General features: G+C 53.2%; 19 protein-coding genes, 1 pseudogene and 1 riboswitch. Of the genes and pseudogenes, 10 read left to right on the forward strand and 10 right to left on the reverse strand.

The window, feature by feature from the left end; translation table 11 throughout:
* Positions 1–197: 197 nt before the first annotated feature.
* Positions 198–692 (reverse strand): DMT family transporter, encoded by a 495-nt coding sequence (locus CPH65_RS17000; RefSeq protein WP_096174962.1) that lies wholly within the window; start codon positions 690–692, stop codon positions 198–200.
* Between CPH65_RS17000 and CPH65_RS17005 the strand changes: the two genes are divergently transcribed.
* Positions 681–1232: a winged helix-turn-helix domain-containing protein gene (locus CPH65_RS17005; protein ID WP_157747456.1), complete on the forward strand. Its 552-nt coding sequence runs from the start codon at positions 681–683 to the stop codon at positions 1230–1232. The genes CPH65_RS17000 and CPH65_RS17005 overlap by 12 nt on opposite strands.
* Positions 1217–1375 carry a hypothetical protein gene (locus CPH65_RS23985; RefSeq protein ID WP_157747760.1) on the forward strand — a complete coding sequence of 53 codons (159 nt, stop codon included), beginning with the start codon at positions 1217–1219 and terminating at the stop codon, positions 1373–1375. Before CPH65_RS17005 ends, CPH65_RS23985 begins: the two co-directional genes overlap by 16 nt.
* Here CPH65_RS23985 and CPH65_RS17010 read toward each other — a convergent pair whose 3' ends face one another.
* The gene (locus tag CPH65_RS17010; RefSeq protein WP_096171596.1) at positions 1376–2599 is read right to left on the reverse strand and encodes an IS256 family transposase; all 1224 of its coding nucleotides are present in this window, start codon (positions 2597–2599) and stop codon (positions 1376–1378) included.
* 11 nt (positions 2600–2610) lie between these two features.
* Here CPH65_RS17010 and CPH65_RS17015 point away from each other — a divergent pair.
* Positions 2611–3102 (forward strand): annotated as a pseudogene (locus tag CPH65_RS17015) (transposase); the annotation flags it as partial.
* On the opposite strand, the gene CPH65_RS17020 reads toward CPH65_RS17015, so the two are convergent.
* From CPH65_RS17020 to CPH65_RS17030, 3 genes are all read right to left on the reverse strand, one after another.
* The gene (locus CPH65_RS17020; protein ID WP_096174964.1) at positions 3053–3592 is read right to left on the reverse strand and encodes a DMT family transporter; all 540 of its coding nucleotides are present in this window, start codon (positions 3590–3592) and stop codon (positions 3053–3055) included. The pseudogene CPH65_RS17015 and the gene CPH65_RS17020 sit on opposite strands and share 50 nt — an antisense overlap.
* A gap of 38 nt (positions 3593–3630) precedes the next feature.
* Positions 3631–4083 (reverse strand): GNAT family N-acetyltransferase, encoded by a 453-nt coding sequence (locus tag CPH65_RS17025; RefSeq protein WP_157747761.1) that lies wholly within the window; start codon positions 4081–4083, stop codon positions 3631–3633.
* Between the two features lie 246 nt (positions 4084–4329).
* Positions 4330–5556: an MFS transporter gene (locus tag CPH65_RS17030; protein ID WP_197703872.1), complete on the reverse strand. Its 1227-nt coding sequence runs from the start codon at positions 5554–5556 to the stop codon at positions 4330–4332.
* Between the two features lie 235 nt (positions 5557–5791).
* On the opposite strand from CPH65_RS17030, the gene CPH65_RS17035 reads away from it, so the two are divergent.
* Positions 5792–6685, forward strand: coding sequence for a LysR family transcriptional regulator (locus CPH65_RS17035; protein WP_096176476.1), 894 nt, complete (start codon positions 5792–5794; stop codon positions 6683–6685).
* A 50-nt stretch (positions 6686–6735) separates the two neighbouring features.
* Here the strand turns inward: CPH65_RS17035 and CPH65_RS17040 are convergent, their stop codons facing one another.
* Positions 6736–7200 carry a cupin domain-containing protein gene (locus CPH65_RS17040; protein ID WP_157747762.1) on the reverse strand — a complete coding sequence of 155 codons (465 nt, stop codon included), beginning with the start codon at positions 7198–7200 and terminating at the stop codon, positions 6736–6738.
* 93 nt (positions 7201–7293) lie between these two features.
* Between CPH65_RS17040 and CPH65_RS17045 the strand changes: the two genes are divergently transcribed.
* On the forward strand, positions 7294–8172 hold the full coding sequence (locus CPH65_RS17045) for a LysR family transcriptional regulator (protein WP_096174967.1): 879 nt from the start codon (positions 7294–7296) through the stop codon (positions 8170–8172).
* A 47-nt stretch (positions 8173–8219) separates the two neighbouring features.
* Here CPH65_RS17045 and CPH65_RS17050 read toward each other — a convergent pair whose 3' ends face one another.
* Positions 8220–8705: a MarR family winged helix-turn-helix transcriptional regulator gene (locus tag CPH65_RS17050; RefSeq protein WP_096174968.1), complete on the reverse strand. Its 486-nt coding sequence runs from the start codon at positions 8703–8705 to the stop codon at positions 8220–8222.
* Here CPH65_RS17050 and CPH65_RS17055 point away from each other — a divergent pair.
* Positions 8691–9236, forward strand: coding sequence for a carboxymuconolactone decarboxylase family protein (locus CPH65_RS17055; protein WP_244574439.1), 546 nt, complete (start codon positions 8691–8693; stop codon positions 9234–9236). The genes CPH65_RS17050 and CPH65_RS17055 overlap by 15 nt on opposite strands.
* 67 nt (positions 9237–9303) lie before the next feature.
* Here the strand turns inward: CPH65_RS17055 and CPH65_RS17060 are convergent, their stop codons facing one another.
* Entirely contained in the window at positions 9304–9921 is a 618-nt protein-coding gene (locus CPH65_RS17060) for a LysE family translocator (RefSeq protein ID WP_096174970.1), read from the reverse strand.
* Positions 9922–10102: 181 nt separating this feature from the next.
* On the opposite strand from CPH65_RS17060, the gene CPH65_RS17065 reads away from it, so the two are divergent.
* A complete protein-coding gene (locus CPH65_RS17065; RefSeq protein ID WP_197703873.1) occupies positions 10103–10987 on the forward strand; it encodes a LysR substrate-binding domain-containing protein in 885 nt (294 codons plus the stop codon).
* Between the two features lie 55 nt (positions 10988–11042).
* Positions 11043–11501: an NUDIX hydrolase gene (locus tag CPH65_RS17070; protein ID WP_096174971.1), complete on the forward strand. Its 459-nt coding sequence runs from the start codon at positions 11043–11045 to the stop codon at positions 11499–11501.
* Between the two features lie 53 nt (positions 11502–11554).
* On the opposite strand, the gene thiC is transcribed toward CPH65_RS17070, so the two are convergent.
* The gene (thiC, locus tag CPH65_RS17075) at positions 11555–13357 is read right to left on the reverse strand and encodes a phosphomethylpyrimidine synthase ThiC (RefSeq protein WP_096176478.1); all 1803 of its coding nucleotides are present in this window, start codon (positions 13355–13357) and stop codon (positions 11555–11557) included.
* A 114-nt stretch (positions 13358–13471) separates the two neighbouring features.
* A riboswitch (TPP riboswitch) is annotated at positions 13472–13607 on the reverse strand.
* A gap of 436 nt (positions 13608–14043) precedes the next feature.
* Here thiC and CPH65_RS17080 point away from each other — a divergent pair.
* Positions 14044–14943, forward strand: coding sequence for an NAD(P)-dependent oxidoreductase (locus CPH65_RS17080; protein WP_096174972.1), 900 nt, complete (start codon positions 14044–14046; stop codon positions 14941–14943).
* A gap of 166 nt (positions 14944–15109) precedes the next feature.
* Here CPH65_RS17080 and CPH65_RS17085 read toward each other — a convergent pair whose 3' ends face one another.
* Positions 15110–15733: a LysE family translocator gene (locus CPH65_RS17085; protein ID WP_096174973.1), complete on the reverse strand. Its 624-nt coding sequence runs from the start codon at positions 15731–15733 to the stop codon at positions 15110–15112.
* 291 nt (positions 15734–16024) lie between these two features.
* On the opposite strand from CPH65_RS17085, the gene CPH65_RS17095 reads away from it, so the two are divergent.
* Positions 16025–16828, forward strand: a complete 804-nt coding sequence (locus CPH65_RS17095; RefSeq protein ID WP_096174975.1) for a DUF2066 domain-containing protein — start codon at positions 16025–16027, stop codon at positions 16826–16828.
* Positions 16829–16873 lie beyond the last annotated feature (45 nt).

Here is a 16873-nt window from a genome sequence, read left to right on the forward strand (position 1 = left end):
TAGGATTGTTTTTTGACGTTATGTTGAATTTAGTATGCGAAGGTAGGAAATATATTCCCATTTGATCGGTAATTTATTCAGGAGTCAATTTGAATGATTGTATAAATATGGGCGTAGTGAATGCGTAAATTAGAACTGTTACTTCAATAAAGTTGATATAATTATTTAGAGAAGGGCCTCAATGTTTGATCTTCTCGTTACCCGAGTCCCTGACTTGCTGAAAGCGCGCGCCTTTCCATCATTGAATGATAGCGCTGAAGAATGAAGCCAGATGCAGCAATGAGCAGGGCCCCAAGTATCGTTGGTATGTCGGGGATGTCTCTGAATACGAAGAGGCCAAAGATCACGGCACCCACTAGCTCAAGGTAGACCAATGACGACAAGGTTGACGCGTCAACATATTGGAATGCCTTGATGGTCATGAAATGCGCCAGCGCCGAAAAGCCTCCCATCACCGCAAAAAGCCAAATCGTCTTCACGGGTGGCAGCTCGAATGTAAAAAAAGCCTGCGGGCTAAGCAGCAAAGTTCCGACCGCGCATTGAAAGCAAAGCGTTTGAAGCGGGTTGCCTGCTCGAGAAGCCTTCTTTGTAAGAACGAGATATCCGCCATGGCATGCGCCCGCAATGATACCAAGGGCGTGAAGTTCTGACTCTTTAGGGATTCCATTTTTAGCACTGGCGTGATTCAACATGGCAAAGGAGATTTTGCCATGTCTGCCGCTTTGATTCTTAGCGATGCTTTTGACGCCGATAGTTTGCGCCGTCTTGCCAAAGGATGCCGCAATGCCAAACAGAGCCGCCGCCTACTGGCCATTGCGGCTGTCTATGACGGCATGAACCGTGCTGATGCCGCCAAAGTCGGCGGTATGGACCGCCAGACTTTGCGAGATTGGGTTCTTCGCTTCAATGAGCAAGGCACCGATGGTCTTGTCGACATCAAAGCAACCGGCGCTCCCATGCGCTTGAGCCCAGAACAGCTCGAAGAGTTTGTTGCTATCGTTGAAACCGGTCCTGATCCTGAGAAGGACGGCGTCTCTGTCTGGCGTAGCCAGGATCTGGTGCGTGTGATCCAAGAGCGGTTTGGGGTCTCCTACAAGGAACGTGGAGTACGGGATCTTTTGCGCCGCATGGGGTATGTGCGCATATCTGGTCGACCTCAACATCCAGAACAAAAGCCTGAAGTCATTGATGCTTTCAAAAAAACTTCTCCGCAACGTTGGCAGCGCATGTAGGCCATTTGCCAAAGAACAAGCCCATCGAGATTTGGTGGCAAGATGAGGCTAGGCTTGGTCAGAAGAATGGACTGGCCCGACTATGGGCAAAAAAGGGAACCAGACCACGGGGCTATGGAGAATTTTGTGCCCTGGCGCATTAATTACGCCATTTGGAAACGATCTTCGAACATTATTGCGAACTGGCTTTTCACTGAGTGCCATTCGCGCACGGAGCGTTTCCATTCCACAGAGGTAGCATTTAGCGCGAGATAAATCAATTTCGCAGCTGCCTCGTCACTGGGGAAATGCCCGCGGGAGCGAACGGCCCGGCGGATTTTCGAGTTCAGTGCTTCAATGGCGTTCGTGGTGTAGATCAGCCTGCGCACTTGGGGCGGATAGTCAAGGAACGGGATCACCTCGTTCCAAGTCCGGCGCCAACTCGGTGCGATTGCCGGGTATTTGGCGGCAAGGTCGCTGTTTTCGAACTCCGCCAGCGCCGCCTCCGCGGCTGTGGCGTCCACAGCGGTGTAGACAGCCTTAAGAGCCGCTGCGACGGCCTTGCGATCCTTGTAGCTGGCAAAGCTCATGGAATGGCGCAGCAGATGCACGATACAGGTCTGGACCTGGGTCTGAGGAAAGGCTGCCTCGATGGCCTGGGGGAAGCCCTTCAGACCGTCCACGACGGCGATGAGAATGTCCTGAACGCCACGGTTGCGCAGATCGCTGAGAACTTTAGCCCAGAACTTGGCACCCTCATTGGCCTGGAACCAAAGCCCCAGAACGTCGCGGGTGCCGTCCGGGAGAACAGCCAGGGCCACAAAAACCGCCTTGTTCAGAACCACGCCGTCGGTGCGGATCTTGACCCGGATCGCGTCCATGAACACAATCGGATAACACGGTTCCAGCGGGCGGTTCTGCCAGGCGGTCACTTCCTCCATCACGGCATCGGTGATCGCCGAAATCAGGCTCGGGGACGCCTCTATACCATAGATATCCTCGATATGCCCCTGGATCTCGCGGGTCGTCATCCCGCGCGCGTACATGCTGATGATCTTGGTGTCGAACTCGGGAAAGCGGCGCTGATACTTGGCGATCAGCAGAGGATCAAAGCTGCCGTTGCGGTCACGGGGAATGTCGAGAATGACCTTCCCGCTGTCGGTGGTCACCGTCTTCTGGCTGCGGCCATTGCGACGATTTAGCGCCTGGTTCGCGCCTTCAGGCGGCGCATCGGCGCGTTCTTCGGTCAGATGCTCGTCCAGTTCGGCGCTCAGGGCTCGTTCGGCCAGCGCCTTGGTCAGTTCTTGCAGAATCCCGTCCTCTCCGAACAGATCGCCCGCTTTGCGGCCTTCCATCAGATGATCCAAAAGGGCTTTGTCGATGCTCATACGTGGGTCTCCTCATATTAGAGTTACCACGCCAGGGCACAAAATTCTGCATAGTCCCCAGACCACGTCTGCCAGCCGATCAGCGATATAAAAATGCCTATCTGTTCGGTGCAATATGTCCAGCGCGTGGCGTTGGCGCGGGATTGATGATGCCTTTTGCAAATACACAGGCCATGCAAATGCACCTCGAAGAAGTCTCAAGGACAGTGGCGCGCGGCGCTCATGCCGTGGTGCTGATGGATCGTGCCGGATGGCATACGACAAGCAGACTCAACGTGCCCAAGAATATCACCATCCTCCTGTTGCCTTCCAAATCACCGGAACTGAACCCAGTTGAGAATATTTGGCAGTATCTGCGCGGTACCTTCCTGTCCAATCGGGTCTTCGAAGACTATGCCGCCATTCTTGATGCTGGTTGCCAAGCATGGAAGAGCCTCTCCGCCAACCCAACCATCATCCATTCAATAGGTATGAGAAAATGGGCTCAAGAAGGTCAGAATTAAATGCCGTTGGTATGAGAGCGAGGCCAACTCCCAAGCTAGCGTCTTCCAGTGGGTTCAAAATGATGAGCATGCCCGCGATTGATAGCAGGGTGCACGTTATCTTGACCAAGGAAGGCTCTTCGTTGAGGAAGAAAATGGACAATATCATCCCAACGATTGGGCCAATGAAATAGGCTGCGATTGCGGTCACAAGAGGTGTGCTCTGCAGTGAGAAGAAGAAGAGCGTCATCGCAACAACGAGACAAATCGTCCGCAGGACCTGGAGCAAAAGCGCTGTTCTTGGAAACAGGCTCCTGCCCATTTTGCTGAAAGCCACAGGCAGCACAATGAGAGTAGCAACCGCATATCTAGCCCAGGCGATCAACAAAGGCGAGTATGTTTCCGCCAGCAATTTGGCAATCCCATCTACGATCGGTACGGTCAGCGACGCTGTGGCAATGAGCAAGATACCGAAGGTGGATTGGGCCTTGATGGTGCGAAGATCTGACACGTTTCCTTCTTATAAGTATGTGCTGAGGCCACCGGCCGTCAGGTCAGGCGTTGCATGTAATTGTCTGGTCGCTTTAGCGGGTGAAAACCCATCTTCTCATAAACACCGTGAGCGTCTTCTGTCGCCAACATCCAACTGGGAATATCTTTGAGCTCCGGGTGGGACAGAGCTGTTTCTGTGATCCATGACCCCAGCCCCTGACCACGATAGCCTCGGTCGATGAACACGTCTCTGAGATAGGCGAAAAGGGCAAAATCTGTCACGACGCGCGCAAACCCACACTGCGCTCCCTCCTCATTGCGAAGACAGAAAACCAATGAATTTCTCATCGCTTTGGCGATCATGTCGGCATTTGCGTCTTGTGCCCAATAAGCTTCGTTCTTCAGTCGATCAACGATATGATGCATGTCCAGAAGAGATTGATCTGTTGTAATCGTGAAGCTGCCACATGTGGCCTCGTACACGGTATTCAGGTGATTGTTCTCTATCATTCTCGACAAGTGGCTTTCTTGGGATCTTATGCTTGGCTTTATTCTTCGTTCCATAGACGTCTTGGAGTTGTGTATTGCATTTTAGCCAGTCATGACGATTTTGAATATCGAATTATGCGAAATTGTCAGTTTGAAAATTCAGAAGTGTTCGCGATGGAGCCTTTTCCTCAAACACGCGAGTCTACTGATTATCGGAGAGAGGCTTCGGCGTGAACGCAATGTCTCTCTCTCCGGCTCATGAGAGCTTTATGACTCCGATTGCCTCATGTGGGTGAAGCGTTCCGATGGAAAGCCAGATCGGTAGGACAAAAGGGTGACGATGTAGGATAAGGTGATCAACACCAACACAACCGGTGCAAACGAGCTGACCCCGATCGAGTTGATCAACAGTCCGCCGACAACACCGCCACCCGCAATAGCCGCATTCCAAACGGTTACGAGAACCGATTGGGCAAGGTCTGCGGCGGGTCCTGCGGCATCTGAGCTAGCTGTTTGAAACAAGGTTGCACAGCCTCCGAAGGAAAGGCCCCATATGGCGGCAGAAATGTAGATCATGGAGGCATTGTCTTTCATCCACCACAGGATGGCGGCGGCGCATGCAAATAGCAGGATGCTTGCAAGGGTAAGCTGGCGCAAGCGACCGTCAATGAACAGGCCTACAATCCAGATGCTGACGAGGGATGCAATCCCGAATACCAGCAGAACCACATCTATGCGGGTTGCCATCCTCGCCTGAGCGAGCAGTGGGGCGATGTAGGTGTAGAGAATGTTGTGGCCAAGGACAAAGGCGAACATGACGAACAATATCGCGGCAATGCCGGGGCGGCGAAAGACGTGTCTTAATGATTGACGCGTCCGTGCCGGCTGACCAGAGAAGTCAGGAACCACGGCAAGAATCCATATGATCAGGAGACCTGTCAGGATGCTCATAAGGGCGAAGCAGGCGCGCCAGCCTAATGCTCCACCCATGAAGGTGCCCAAGGGCACACCAAGTGAAAGCGCAAGAGGAGTTCCCGCCATCGCGATCGCAATGGCCCGTCCCTTGCGATGAGGTGGTGCCATGCGCGTCGCGTATCCGGCAATGAGGGCCCATAGCAGCCCAGCCGAGACCCCGGCGATGAAGCGGGCAACCATCGTTAGCGCATAACTGTCTGAAAGTGCTGTAACCGAATTTGAAGCCAGAAATCCCAGAATGGCGGTCAGCAAAAGGGGACGGCGCCTCACTCCTTGGGTGAGAAGCATCAGCGGTATTGCGGCCGTGAGCGAGCCGAGGGCATACACACTGACAAGCTGCCCTGCTTCAGCTTCGGATACCATGAGGCCTGCGCTTATCTGTGGGAGCAAGCCTGCAGGAAGCGCTTCGGTCAGGATGGTGATGAAGGCAGCCATGGACAGGGCCAGCAATCCGCCCAAGGGAAGCTTGTCAGAGCCTGAGGGCGCGGCGCCTTCAGAGATGCGGTTAGTGCAAGTCATGACTGATGTCCTCGCTGACGCAGGCTGGGTTGAGGGATCGCAGAGTCTCGGATCTTCCATCGGTGAAGCTGGGAAGATCCAGCTTTGGAATGATCAATGCGCAGAGTGCGGGCATAAATAGACCTTTCATGGTGTGTTGTAGCGAAGGCCGATGCTTGCACAGCCATGATTGCGGAAAAATAGGCTGCAATTCCGATGACTTCGGACTAATATGTCCGCTATGGATGTTGCATCCATAGATAGCCTGACGACGCTTCACGTGTTTGTTCATGCGGCGGAACTCCGCAGCTTTACTGCCGCAGGGCATCGCCTTGGCACGTCATCATCAGCGGTTGGCAAAGCAGTGGCGCGGTTGGAGGAGAGGCTGGGGGTGCGGTTGTTTCATCGATCCACCCGTGCCATCACATTGACGTCCGAGGGTGCCCTGCTTCTGGAGAGATCCCGCCGGATCCTGGGGGAGCTCGAAGCTGCAGAGGCAGAGTTGTCCCAATCTCACGCCACTCCGAGCGGCGTGCTGCGTATCAGCCTGCCGATGGTTGGCATGCTCCTGATGCCTGCATTGTCGGCCTTCATGCGGGAATGGCCAGACATCGTGCTTGATCTCGACTTCAGTGATCGTGTCGTCGATGTGATCGAGGAAGGGTTCGATGTAGTTGTCAGAACGGGTGAAACCGGAGACTCCAGACTGATGACGCGAAAGGTTGGTGCCTTCCGATATAGTCTTGTGGGGTCTCCGAGCTACTTTGGGGAAAGAGGAGTTCCGGAACGGCCAATCGAGCTCGCAGATCATCGTTGCCTGCGCCATCGCTACCCTTCAACCGGCAAGATTGAAGAATGGCTCATTTTTGATGAGAGCGCTGGGGAACTCGTCGATATTCCTTGTGCAGCAACCGCGAGCGCAGTCGATCCGTTACTCTATATGGCAGAGAATGGACTGGGTATTGCGTGCCTTCCCGATTTTGTCGTTCAGCATGGCGTGGCCAATGGGGCTCTCATGCGTGTTCTGGGGGGAGCCGTCCGGAACACTGGAAGCTTTCATGTCTTGTGGCCGTCCAGCCGGTATCCTTCACCAAAGCTGCGGGTCTTTATTGACTTTATGACAACGAGATTGCTCTCCCCCGCGATGTAGTCCTTAGCTCCAACTGTGCTGTGCCCATCCTCTGCAGGCAGTTCACGATTTCATGAAACCAGAGGGCCGGTAATCGCTTGGCCATGGCGTTTGCAGACGCTTGCGACCTCTTCGGGAGTGTGAGGGACCGATAGCTCTGACATTGCTGCGAAAAAGCGATCATGCCCGGCAGGCGTTGAGACGAGTGTCATGCGAGCGCGTTCATCTCCAAGAGCCTTGAAGCCGTGAATGGTACCCTTGGGAATGAATACATGGTTGTTGGGCTGTATCTGAATGCGCTCCTCCCCAGAGAGAAAGAGTAAGGTGCCATTGAAGACATGAAAGAGTTTGTCTTCGTGAAACGAGATGTGGGCCGGTGCTCCCATTCCCGGTTTGATGATCAGGTCCATAACGGTGAATGGCGCTGATGTACCTCCCAAAAGGATGATTGCATCGATGCCGGAGAATTGTGCCAAGCCACTTGAGGTCAAGAGGCCTGATTGAGGTGCGTTTTGTAGTGGTGATGACTTTGACATATGGCTTCTCCTTATTTCTAGGAGAAGCCTAGACCCAGAAGCTTGTTCAGATAAGATACCTAACTTCATCATCTATGGGCAATATTCTGCACAATGGAAAAGCTGGACTATCTTCAAACCTTCGTTCAAGTGGTGCTATCCAACGGTTTCTCTGCAGCAGCAAGGAAGCTCTCGATGCCGCGCTCCACTGTGAGCCTGCATGTGAGATCCCTTGAGAGAGCGCTCGGGGTTCGATTGTTGAAACGTTCCACACGGTCCGTTTCGCTGACGGATGACGGGCGTTTGTTGTTTGAGCGCGTCGAGCCGGGGCTCGGAACACTGCAGAGTGCACTGGACCATGTTCGCAACGAACAGGGGCATCTGAACGGGCTTATTAGGATTACGGCTCCAGCCGATTTTCCAACCGGCGTGCTTGTTAACGCAATAGCGGACTTTCGCAGAGATCATCCAGCCGTCTTCTTCGATCTCATGCTGACAAACAGCGCGCTTAACCTGATTGGTGACAATGTCGATATTGCCCTCAGGGTCGGAGATCGAGGAGACTTGGATAGAGTGGAGCGCAAACTGACTGATGTGACATGGCGCTTCTATGCAAGCGCGCAATGGATTGATCGGAGAGGTTTGCCTTCAAGGCTTGAAGATCTTCAGGACTTCATTGCGCCCCCTGAAGATCTGCGCGCGTTTCTTGAACGGTTCGTGCTTGCTGAAGGAGCTTTGCCAGAGGGTATCATCACGGCGGATAACCACTTTCTCATTCGCGATCTCATTATAGCCGGTGTCGGTGTGGGATTGCTGCCTGCAGGAGTATGCAAAAATGCGGTCTCTGAGGGAACCCTTAGGCCAGTGTTTGAGGACGCTACATCTCGAGCTACGCAACTAAATATCACATTTCCCAGTCGCGCCGACATCACGCCGCGGGTTCGCGCATTCGCTGACGTTTTGGTCGCTCAGATGCGGCTGGGCTCACCCTGATTGGGGAAGTGAAGTTGGCATGCCCAGTTCGGGCCTCAAAATTGAGACTATTGAGATTGGGAGATATCGCCACTCTTGGCCATTCTCGATAACCATCGTCTTATGGTGCTCTCTTCGCCACGGGACATGCCCTCAAGCAGATCCTTCTCGAGCGAATAGACTCGATCCTTTGCCGAGCTCAGAACGTCACCCCCCAAATCGGTAAGCTCAATATGCTGCTTTCTTCCATGATGATCGTGTGGTCTTCGGGTGATCAGGCCCGCCTTTGATAGATTATTGAGGATGACGCTCATGGTTTGCGGGGTAAGAAAAGCCATGCGTGCCAGATCAGCGCTGGAATGCTCCGGATAGGCTTCGAGCATCACCAAAGCGGAAAACTGTGGCTGGGTGAGAGGGAGGTCGGAGAGGACGTTTTCCACTTGATAGCGATATATGTTCGCCGCCTGGCGGAGCAAGTAGCCCAGATATCCGTCTTCTCCGCGCTTTCCTTCTCCGCTCTCTGGGAGGCTCGACGGGGCGTGTCTCTTGATCATTGTCAGAACTCTGATATTAATGTAAGAGTTCTGACAATATATCAAATGATGAAAGGTTACAACATGAATGCGCTTTCAGGTTTCAGCGAGCACTCACTTTCCTACTCTTCATTCGAAAAGCTGGCCCCAGCGGCACATGCCGCTCTGCTTGCGATGAGCAAATCAGTTGACGGGGGCGGGCTCGAAAAGACCCTGACCGAGATAATCAAGATCCGGATTTCGCAGATCAATTGTTGCGCTTTTTGCAATGGGCTTCATCTTAACGCCGCACGGCGTGTTGGTGTTGATGAAGCCAAGCTCGACTTTGTTTCGGTGTGGCGGGATTCAACGGTCTTCTCAGATCGGGAGAGGGCTGCGCTGCTTTGGGCGGAACATGTCACATATTCGCCCACCGCCCCCGTGATTGAGAGTGAGATGAATGCGATCAAGGCCGCTTTCAGCGAGACCGAGATTGTCCATCTGACGGTGGCAATTGCGAATATCAATGCCTGGAACCGCATCGCCGGAGCCCTTCACTTCTCGCGAGGGTGACAGCGGTCTAGTTTGCCTTGACGGCTTCAAAATATAATCATGATACGGAACGCGCAACGAGATGCACCTAGTTTGGCCACACAGCAATGCCCACAGATGCGATCAGCATCACTGCAAAGGTGACATTGATTGCCCGCCCGATGCGGGGGCTTTGCAGGTGCCTTGAGAAGGCTGCACCAAAAGCCAGCCAAATGGTGTTCACAACAACAATGACGCTGCCCAGAGTCAGGATTTTCACCGTCACGTCGAGGGTAAAGTTAGCCGGAAAGATGGAATGACTACCATAGACTGCACCAATGGCCGCGTAGGCTTTGGGATTGGTTGTTGCCAAACCCAAGGCGCCCCAAAAGGATAGTGGTGATCGTGAGGCTGTCTCCATGGGCTGCGGTTTCGCTCCACCAGACGTCGGTGCCGTGGCGATCCTATAGGCCAAATAAAGAATATAGGTGCCGGCCAACAGTTGCAGGCCAGCAAAAATTGTTGGTTGGGCGGTTATCACGGCCGTCAGCCCGGTGGCGACGATCAGCAGAACGAAGTTGGTCCCAAGAATAATTCCCAGAAGGTAACGTACAGAATAAGTGAAGCCGAATGCAGATCCCAGACTGGCAAGGCTGAGTGTTGCCGGCCCCGGGCTTCCCATCAGGGGAAGCGCCGCGAGAAGAAGAAGGACAAGGTTTTGGACCATGATCAGAGGTTCGCTTTGTCGAGTGCGAAAGGGAGTGGGCTGTGAGGTTATGAGCCAAATCGGCCGCCAACCGATTGAGTGCGGTTTCCATAGGAAGGGTTCAAGTCTTGATTCCAGCCTATTGAAATGCGATGCTTGCGAAAATTGAATTTATTAAAATCATCAGTTCAGGAAATTTGAAGTGTCCCCGTCTTTTGATATTGATGCTCTTCGTACGGTCGTTGCAGGCATAGATCTTGGCAGTTTCGCACGCGCGGCAATCCAGCTCGGCCGGTCGCAATCCGCGGTTAGCATGCAACTGAAAAAGCTTGAGCAGCAGGCCGGGACGCAGCTGTTCACGCGCAAGGGGCGTGGTCTGGTGCCCACTGAAGCGGGTGAGGCATTCGTCGCCTATGCCCGACGCATCGTTGCGCTCAACGATGAGGCTGCTCTCGCCATGGGAGCGGCCACGACAAGAGCATCTGTGCGTGTGGGGATGCCTCAGGATTTCTTTGATGATGTCATGCCCGCGACACTGGCCACCTTCGGGCAGCGGCATGATGCCGTGCATGTTGAGGTGCGTGCTGGCGAAAACCATCGGATTGCGGAAGAGGTCAGGGCAGGTCGTCTGGACGCTGCGATTGCATTCTACAAATCAGGCAGCCCCATGGAGGGCGAGCTGCTGTTCGAGCTTCCCATGATATGGCTCGCGCACGAGAATTGGAGAGAGAGGATCATTGATCCGCAGGCTATTCCTCTGGTCCTGTTCAACCATCCCTGTCTGTTTCGGCAAGCTGCCCTGTCATCTCTGGAGCGGCAAGGGGTCCGCTGGAGAGCTGCCTTGACAACACCCAGCTTGCCGGGTGTCTGGGCGTCTTTACGATCGGGTTTGGGCATCGCAGTGCGCACAGACTATGGAAGGCCGCAGGATATGGTGTCTTTGCGGGAGGAACTCGGATTGCCTGAGTTGCCGGCGATAGAGCTTCGTTTGCTTCGCGCCCCGAACATCTCGCCTGTTGCAGAGCCTCTGGCTGCAATCTTGCGGCAAGAGACCCTTGAACGTGTCGGGTCCAACACGGCCGGGTGAACGTCCGCGCTGTGGTTGTGGCTGGTTCCAGATTGGTTTACTCGACGAGGCCCTTATGTGTGCATCTCAAACGCCCCTCCCCACAGACAGACCGATTGCCGGAGTTCTTGCTGCCGTGATCAGGGATAACAAAGTGCTCCTTGTGCGCCGCGCAAACCGGCCGGATGCTGGACGTTGGGTCTTCCCGGGTGGCAAGGTGGAAAAAGGAGAGCCTTTGCTAGACGCTGCCATGCGAGAGTTGCGCGAAGAAACGGGTGTCCTTGGCAAGGGCCTCAAGATCCTTTCGGCCGTCGACGCTTTTGACAAGAATGCAGACGGAGAGGTGGAGCAGCATTTCATTCTCATCGTTACTTTGTGCCAATATCTTGGGGGGAGTTTGAAAGCTGGCGATGATGCCGTTGATGCGCGGTGGGTGGAGCTGGATCAACTACGCACGCTTGACCTTGCGCGCAGTTTTGATCTCGCCGAGTTAGTACGGCAAGCAGCCCAAATGATGGGGAAACCACAGCGCTAGGCAGGGCGCCCTGATCCAGAAGCCATCAGGATCAGGGCTTTGGAGATTCCTTCTTAGTGGGAAGAATCCAATGGCATATAGAGCTCTCCTGTTTCCCGGAATTTCTCGGCCATTTTTTCCATGCCTTCCTTCTGTGCTTCGGCACGAATGTCGTGGGAGATGCGCATGGAACAGAATTTGGGACCGCACATGGAGCAGAAATGCGCAACCTTGTGTGCTTCCTTTGGCAAGGTTTCATCATGCATCGATCGTGCGGTTTCCGGGTCAAGGGACAGGTTGAACTGGTCTTCCCAACGAAACTCGAAGCGCGCGCGCGACAAGGCATCATCACGGATCCGGGCCGCCGGGTGACCCTTGGCAAGATCGGCTGCATGGGCGGCAATCTTGTAGGTAATCACCCCTGTTTTGACATCATCCCTGTCGGGTAGACCCAGATGCTCCTTTGGGGTCACATAGCAGAGCATCGCTGTTCCAAACCAGCCAATCATCGCAGCGCCGATCCCCGACGTGATGTGGTCGTAGCCCGGTGCGATATCGGTTGTGAGAGGTCCAAGAGTGTAAAAGGGTGCTTCTCCGCAGGTTTCAAGCTGCTTGTCCATGTTGGACTTGATCTTGTGCATCGGGACATGTCCGGGGCCTTCAATCATGACCTGACATTGCTTGTCCCACGCGATCTGCGTCAGTTCACCAAGTGTCTCCAGCTCTGCGAACTGGGCCTCATCATTGGCATCGGCGATAGAGCCGGGGCGAAGGCCATCGCCCAGACTGAAACTGACATCATAGGCGCGGGCAATCTCGCAGATCTCTTCGAAATGCTCATAAAGGAAGCTCTCCCGGTGATGGTGCAGGCACCACTTCGCCATGATCGATCCACCCCGACTGACAATGCCCGTGACACGCTCGACGGTCATCGGAATCATGTGCAGGCGTACACCCGCATGGATCGTGAAATAGTCCACGCCCTGTTCTGCCTGTTCGATCAGGGTGTCGCGGAATACGTCCCAGCTCAAGTCTTCGGCAATGCCGCCCACTTTCTCGAGGGCCTGATACAGGGGCACCGTTCCGATTGGTACTGGAGAGTTGCGAATGATCCAGTCGCGGATATTGTGGATGTTGCGCCCGGTCGAGAGATCCATCACCGTGTCGGCACCCCAGCGGGTGGCCCAAACCATCTTCTCCACTTCTTCAGCCATGGAAGAGGTGACGGCGGAGTTGCCGATGTTGGCGTTGATCTTTACCAGAAAATTCCGACCGATAATCATCGGTTCGGCTTCGGGATGATTGATGTTGGAGGGGATAATGGCCCGGCCCTTGGCGATTTCACTACGGACAAACTCAGCGGTTACGACGTCCGGAATGCAGGCGCCGAATGCTTCGCCATCAGGAGCCTGAGATTGGCTTTGCGCGGCTCGGCCCAGATTTTCGCGAATGGCCACAAACTCCATTTCCGGTGTGATAATGCCCGCTTGGGCATAGGCCATTTGGGTGACCGCCTCGCCATTCGCCGCTCGTCTCGGTGTGTGCCTTATCGGGAAAGGCGGTGTGAGCCGTTCCCCTTCCGCAAATCCGTTGTCCTCTGGTTTTATCACTCGGCCTTGATAGGAAACGGTATCGTTTCGTGCTGCGATCCAGTCTTCTCTCAGACGAGCCAACCCTCTGCTGATTTCGATGTCAGCATCTGGATCGGTGTAAGGGCCGGAGCTGTCATATGCGATCACGGGCGGCTCGCCTGCGGTCGGATGGACAGCAATGGCCCGCATCGGGACGTGAATATCGGGGTATTGGGCGCCATCAATCCATATGCGATGTGATGCGGGTAGTGGGCCAGTGGTGACGGTAAATGAGAGATTCTGCATGGTTGGAGCCTCCATAGCTCTGAAGCATTGGAGACCCAGTTCCGCGTTGAGTGGAGAGAAGGCTGCGAAGCAGTCCGGAAAAAGGATGCGTGGTTAGACCTTCTTCCCTGAAGCTGTGCAGCCAGAACACCATCCCTACGCCAGTATGAACTGGATCAGGTTCATCGGGTCACTGCGCTGCGTTCGAACTCAAGAGGTTCAGGTGCCAGCAGTATCTCAGTTTCTTGTCGAGACCCCCCGTGTGAGGATTTGTAGAATACGAATCTTCTTCATATTTGTCAATTAATTTGAAGTGTTGCGTGGAATGGATCTGTTTTATTGAAGTATTAGTTCAAAGTTTTTCTTTCTTTCTTGCCCAGCTCATCGCCTTTTTCTGATACGACTTTTATGACGAGGTATCGTTCTAGGGTGCCTCACTCTGATTGAATTATGAGGGTCGCCTCTGCAGAAGGTGCGCCAATTTTCCGCTGATTTTAGCGCTTTTGGTGCTGGGTAACTGCTCTTTTGGGGACTGCTTTAGTAATATTTCAAGGCTTTCCCCAATCTGTATTTCCAGATGAACCGACCCGTAGTGATGGGTTGAATAGTGCAGAAAATTTGAACTGAACCTTTTAAATTATTCGTTTTTCTGCACGTCCATATTTGGCTAAATTTTCTTCTAACGGTTCAACTTCGGGAGAAGAGAAATGCACGGAAGTGATGCGATCGGCTTTATTGGCCTTGGCACCATGGGAACGCCTATCGCTCTTAGGCTCGCAGAAACAGGTGTACCGCTTGTCATCTGGAACCGAACATCCTCTCGTACCGATCCGCTGAGAGAAGCGGGCGCAGTTATTGCTGCAATTGCAGAAGATGTGTTTGCTCAATGCCAGACCATCCTGCTTATGCTTGCTGATGAGGTCGCTATTGATGCTGTTCTGTCCCGAAATACAGATGGCTTCGCATCTTTGGTGGCCAATAAACTCGTAGTTTCAATGGGAACCGTATCTGCGGATTACTCAGAATCCTTATCCGTGGACATTTCTCTGGCACGAGGCAGATATGTCGAAGCCCCTGTCTCAGGTTCCAAGAAACCAGCTCAACTTGGACAACTTGTCAGTCTTCTGGCGGGCAACGATGAGGAAACGAAGGTGGTCCGCCAGCTTCTTCAGCCATGTTGCAAAGACGTTTTTGAGTGCGGACAGATCCCCAAGGCTCTTCAGATGAAGTTTGCAGTAAACAGCTACCTGATCAATATGGTCACCGGGCTGGCCGAAGCATGGAACTTGGCTGAACAAAACGGATTGGACACTGCGCTTTTCACAAACATCTTGAATGCAGGTCCGATGGCGAGTGATGTTTCCAGAACCAAACTTGCCAAGCTCTGTACCGGTGATATGTCCCGACAGGCAGGCATTCAGGATGTTTGGAAGAATTGCCAACTCGTGATGGAAAGCGCCAGCTCCGTCGAAGCTCCATCACCCTTGATGAAGGTTTGTTCAAGCCTCTATCGAGAGGCCGTCGAGATGGGTTTGGAAAAGGAGGATATGATTTCGGTGGGAAAGGCATTGAAGAAGAGAAAAAACATCGCTGGTTCTAAAATGTAATCAGCTCTATTCCTCAATCATCATTTCACCAGTTATGAAGCACTCGGAAGGTTGCAACAATGGTGGTCGGCGTTATGCCAAAAACAACTGGTCTTCGCTGATCACGTCTGAATAGCTTTTGTCCTGCGACCTATTTTCGCAGACCAAATCACTTTGATCCCAATGCTCATCGCGTCGTTGCCATGAGAACGCTTCCGCCAATCATGAGACCTCCACCAGCATATTCCACACGCTTTAGTGCCTCTGAGCTTTTAAGGGCCGCACGTGCCTTATCGGCGATGAAGGCGTAGCCTCCAAGCAATATGATGACCACAAGACTGGACGTCAGCGTTAGAAGGCCCAGTTGTACAGACAGGTTTGTGTTCGGATCAATGAACTGTGCAAGAAAGGCGATATAGAAGACAATCGCCTTGGGATTGAGGATGGCAGTTACGGTACCAACCCAAAAGCTGTTCCAACCACCATGCCCTTCATGAGTGAGAGGGGCGGCTTCAGCGGTGTTCAGGCGCGCTGAACGGATTTGTTTGTAGCCAAGATAAGCCAGATACAGCACTCCCGCCCATTTGACGGATTGAAACACAAATGCAGAGGTTGCCAGGATCGCACCAACACCTGCAAATGACAGCCCCATGAGGATTATGCTGCCTATGACGTCACCGAGAATACACATCAATGCCGCCAGTCGCCCTCGCGTCAGTGACAGGCTGATCACGAGCAAAACACTAGGCCCCGGAATTAGGGTCAACACAATACAAGCGATCGTGTAGGCTAGCCATGTGTCCAGTGCCATTTACTTGATCCTTTATTTGCGCTCAGTCCAAACCGCTAATTTCTGATCTTGTGGAGGCCAGAACGGCTCCAAATCCAATGAGCACAATATCCAAGAGAACAACCATATCTGGAGTATCCTGAAAGAGCAAGATGCTCCATAGCAAAGCGAATATGAGATAACAATTGTCAAAGAGGCCTATGATTGTGGCCTTCTCTAGAAGCTGTGGTATCACCCTTGCTAGGCTATGGTCGTTTGGTGCAGACTGCGGTTGCGACACTAGGTAGAAAGCCTTCAGTGGGGGATTGGCGGATGCGTTTTATTGCAGAGAATCTAAAGTTCCTTTTTCCGGTGCTGCTGCTCTGTCATCCGGGCATACCAGCGGCTTCGGAAGATGCCGACCTATACAGAGCCACCACTTTCGTAACAGGAGAGCGTGAAGAAACAAGGATACCTAGTATTCAAGACACCTTCAGGCAGGTTCTTGTAAAGGTCTCAGGAACGTCTAGTCTCCTGAAGGTCAGCAACCTTGAGGACGAAATAGATAAGGCTGGCGATTATGTGGCTGGATACAGCTATCGCGACCGAATGGAAGGGATTCCCCACCATGATGAACAGGGCTCGCGAGACCGCCCATTTGATCTGACGGTGCACTTCGATCCAGAAAAGATCGATGCCATAATCAGCAAGTTCGGGTTTCACAAGTGGCAGTTGCCACGCCCCAGAATTTTGTCTCTCGTTAAAGTCGAGTTCAAGGGAAGCGGCTTCTTTCTTGCTAATGACACGGATAAGGGCATTGGTCAACGCGAAGCATTGATGGCCGAAGCGGACAAGTTAGGGCTTGAAGTCGCCCTACCAGACATCGCAAAGCTAGAGGAGGTAAAAATGGAAAATTTGTCCTCGACAACTCTCAATGAATTTGCTGAATATCTGGGCGGCGATATTGCCCTGCGCGGAGTTCTTACATGGGATGACAGTTATCTTCATTGGAAATCGCGCTGGCAAATGCGAGTTGCCGGGCAGGATAACCAGTGGGAGGGGACGGAAGAAACCTTTGATAGCTCGTTTCGTGCCGCTCTTGGTACCGTTGCTGAGATTCTATCGCAGTCAAGATGAGCGGAATGCAAAAAATGCTGATTGATATAACGGGCTAATGTATAA

Source organism: Cohaesibacter sp. ES.047 (assembly GCF_900215505.1).
GTDB lineage: Bacteria > Pseudomonadota > Alphaproteobacteria > Rhizobiales > Cohaesibacteraceae > Cohaesibacter.

What these genes read in the sequence shown, in the direction of transcription:
- CPH65_RS17060 (WP_096174970.1), bottom strand. Translation starts at nt 9,921, where the DNA reads ATGGTCCAAAACCTTGTCCTTCTTCTTCTCGCGGCGCTTCCCCTGATG.
- CPH65_RS17085 (WP_096174973.1), bottom strand. Translation starts at nt 15,733, where the DNA reads ATGGCACTGGACACATGGCTAGCCTACACGATCGCTTGTATTGTGTTG.
- CPH65_RS17040 (WP_157747762.1), bottom strand. Translation starts at nt 7,200, where the DNA reads ATGTCAAAGTCATCACCACTACAAAACGCACCTCAATCAGGCCTCTTG.
- thiC (WP_096176478.1), bottom strand. Translation starts at nt 13,357, where the DNA reads ATGCAGAATCTCTCATTTACCGTCACCACTGGCCCACTACCCGCATCA.
- CPH65_RS17030 (WP_197703872.1), bottom strand. Translation starts at nt 5,556, where the DNA reads ATGACTTGCACTAACCGCATCTCTGAAGGCGCCGCGCCCTCAGGCTCT.
- CPH65_RS17050 (WP_096174968.1), bottom strand. Translation starts at nt 8,705, where the DNA reads ATGATCAAGAGACACGCCCCGTCGAGCCTCCCAGAGAGCGGAGAAGGA.
- CPH65_RS17095 (WP_096174975.1), top strand. Translation starts at nt 16,025, where the DNA reads ATGCGTTTTATTGCAGAGAATCTAAAGTTCCTTTTTCCGGTGCTGCTG.
- CPH65_RS17000 (WP_096174962.1), bottom strand. Translation starts at nt 692, where the DNA reads ATGTTGAATCACGCCAGTGCTAAAAATGGAATCCCTAAAGAGTCAGAA.
- CPH65_RS17045 (WP_096174967.1), top strand. Translation starts at nt 7,294, where the DNA reads ATGGAAAAGCTGGACTATCTTCAAACCTTCGTTCAAGTGGTGCTATCC.
- CPH65_RS17080 (WP_096174972.1), top strand. Translation starts at nt 14,044, where the DNA reads ATGCACGGAAGTGATGCGATCGGCTTTATTGGCCTTGGCACCATGGGA.
- CPH65_RS17025 (WP_157747761.1), bottom strand. Translation starts at nt 4,083, where the DNA reads ATGATAGAGAACAATCACCTGAATACCGTGTACGAGGCCACATGTGGC.
- CPH65_RS17070 (WP_096174971.1), top strand. Translation starts at nt 11,043, where the DNA reads ATGTGTGCATCTCAAACGCCCCTCCCCACAGACAGACCGATTGCCGGA.
- CPH65_RS17010 (WP_096171596.1), bottom strand. Translation starts at nt 2,599, where the DNA reads ATGAGCATCGACAAAGCCCTTTTGGATCATCTGATGGAAGGCCGCAAA.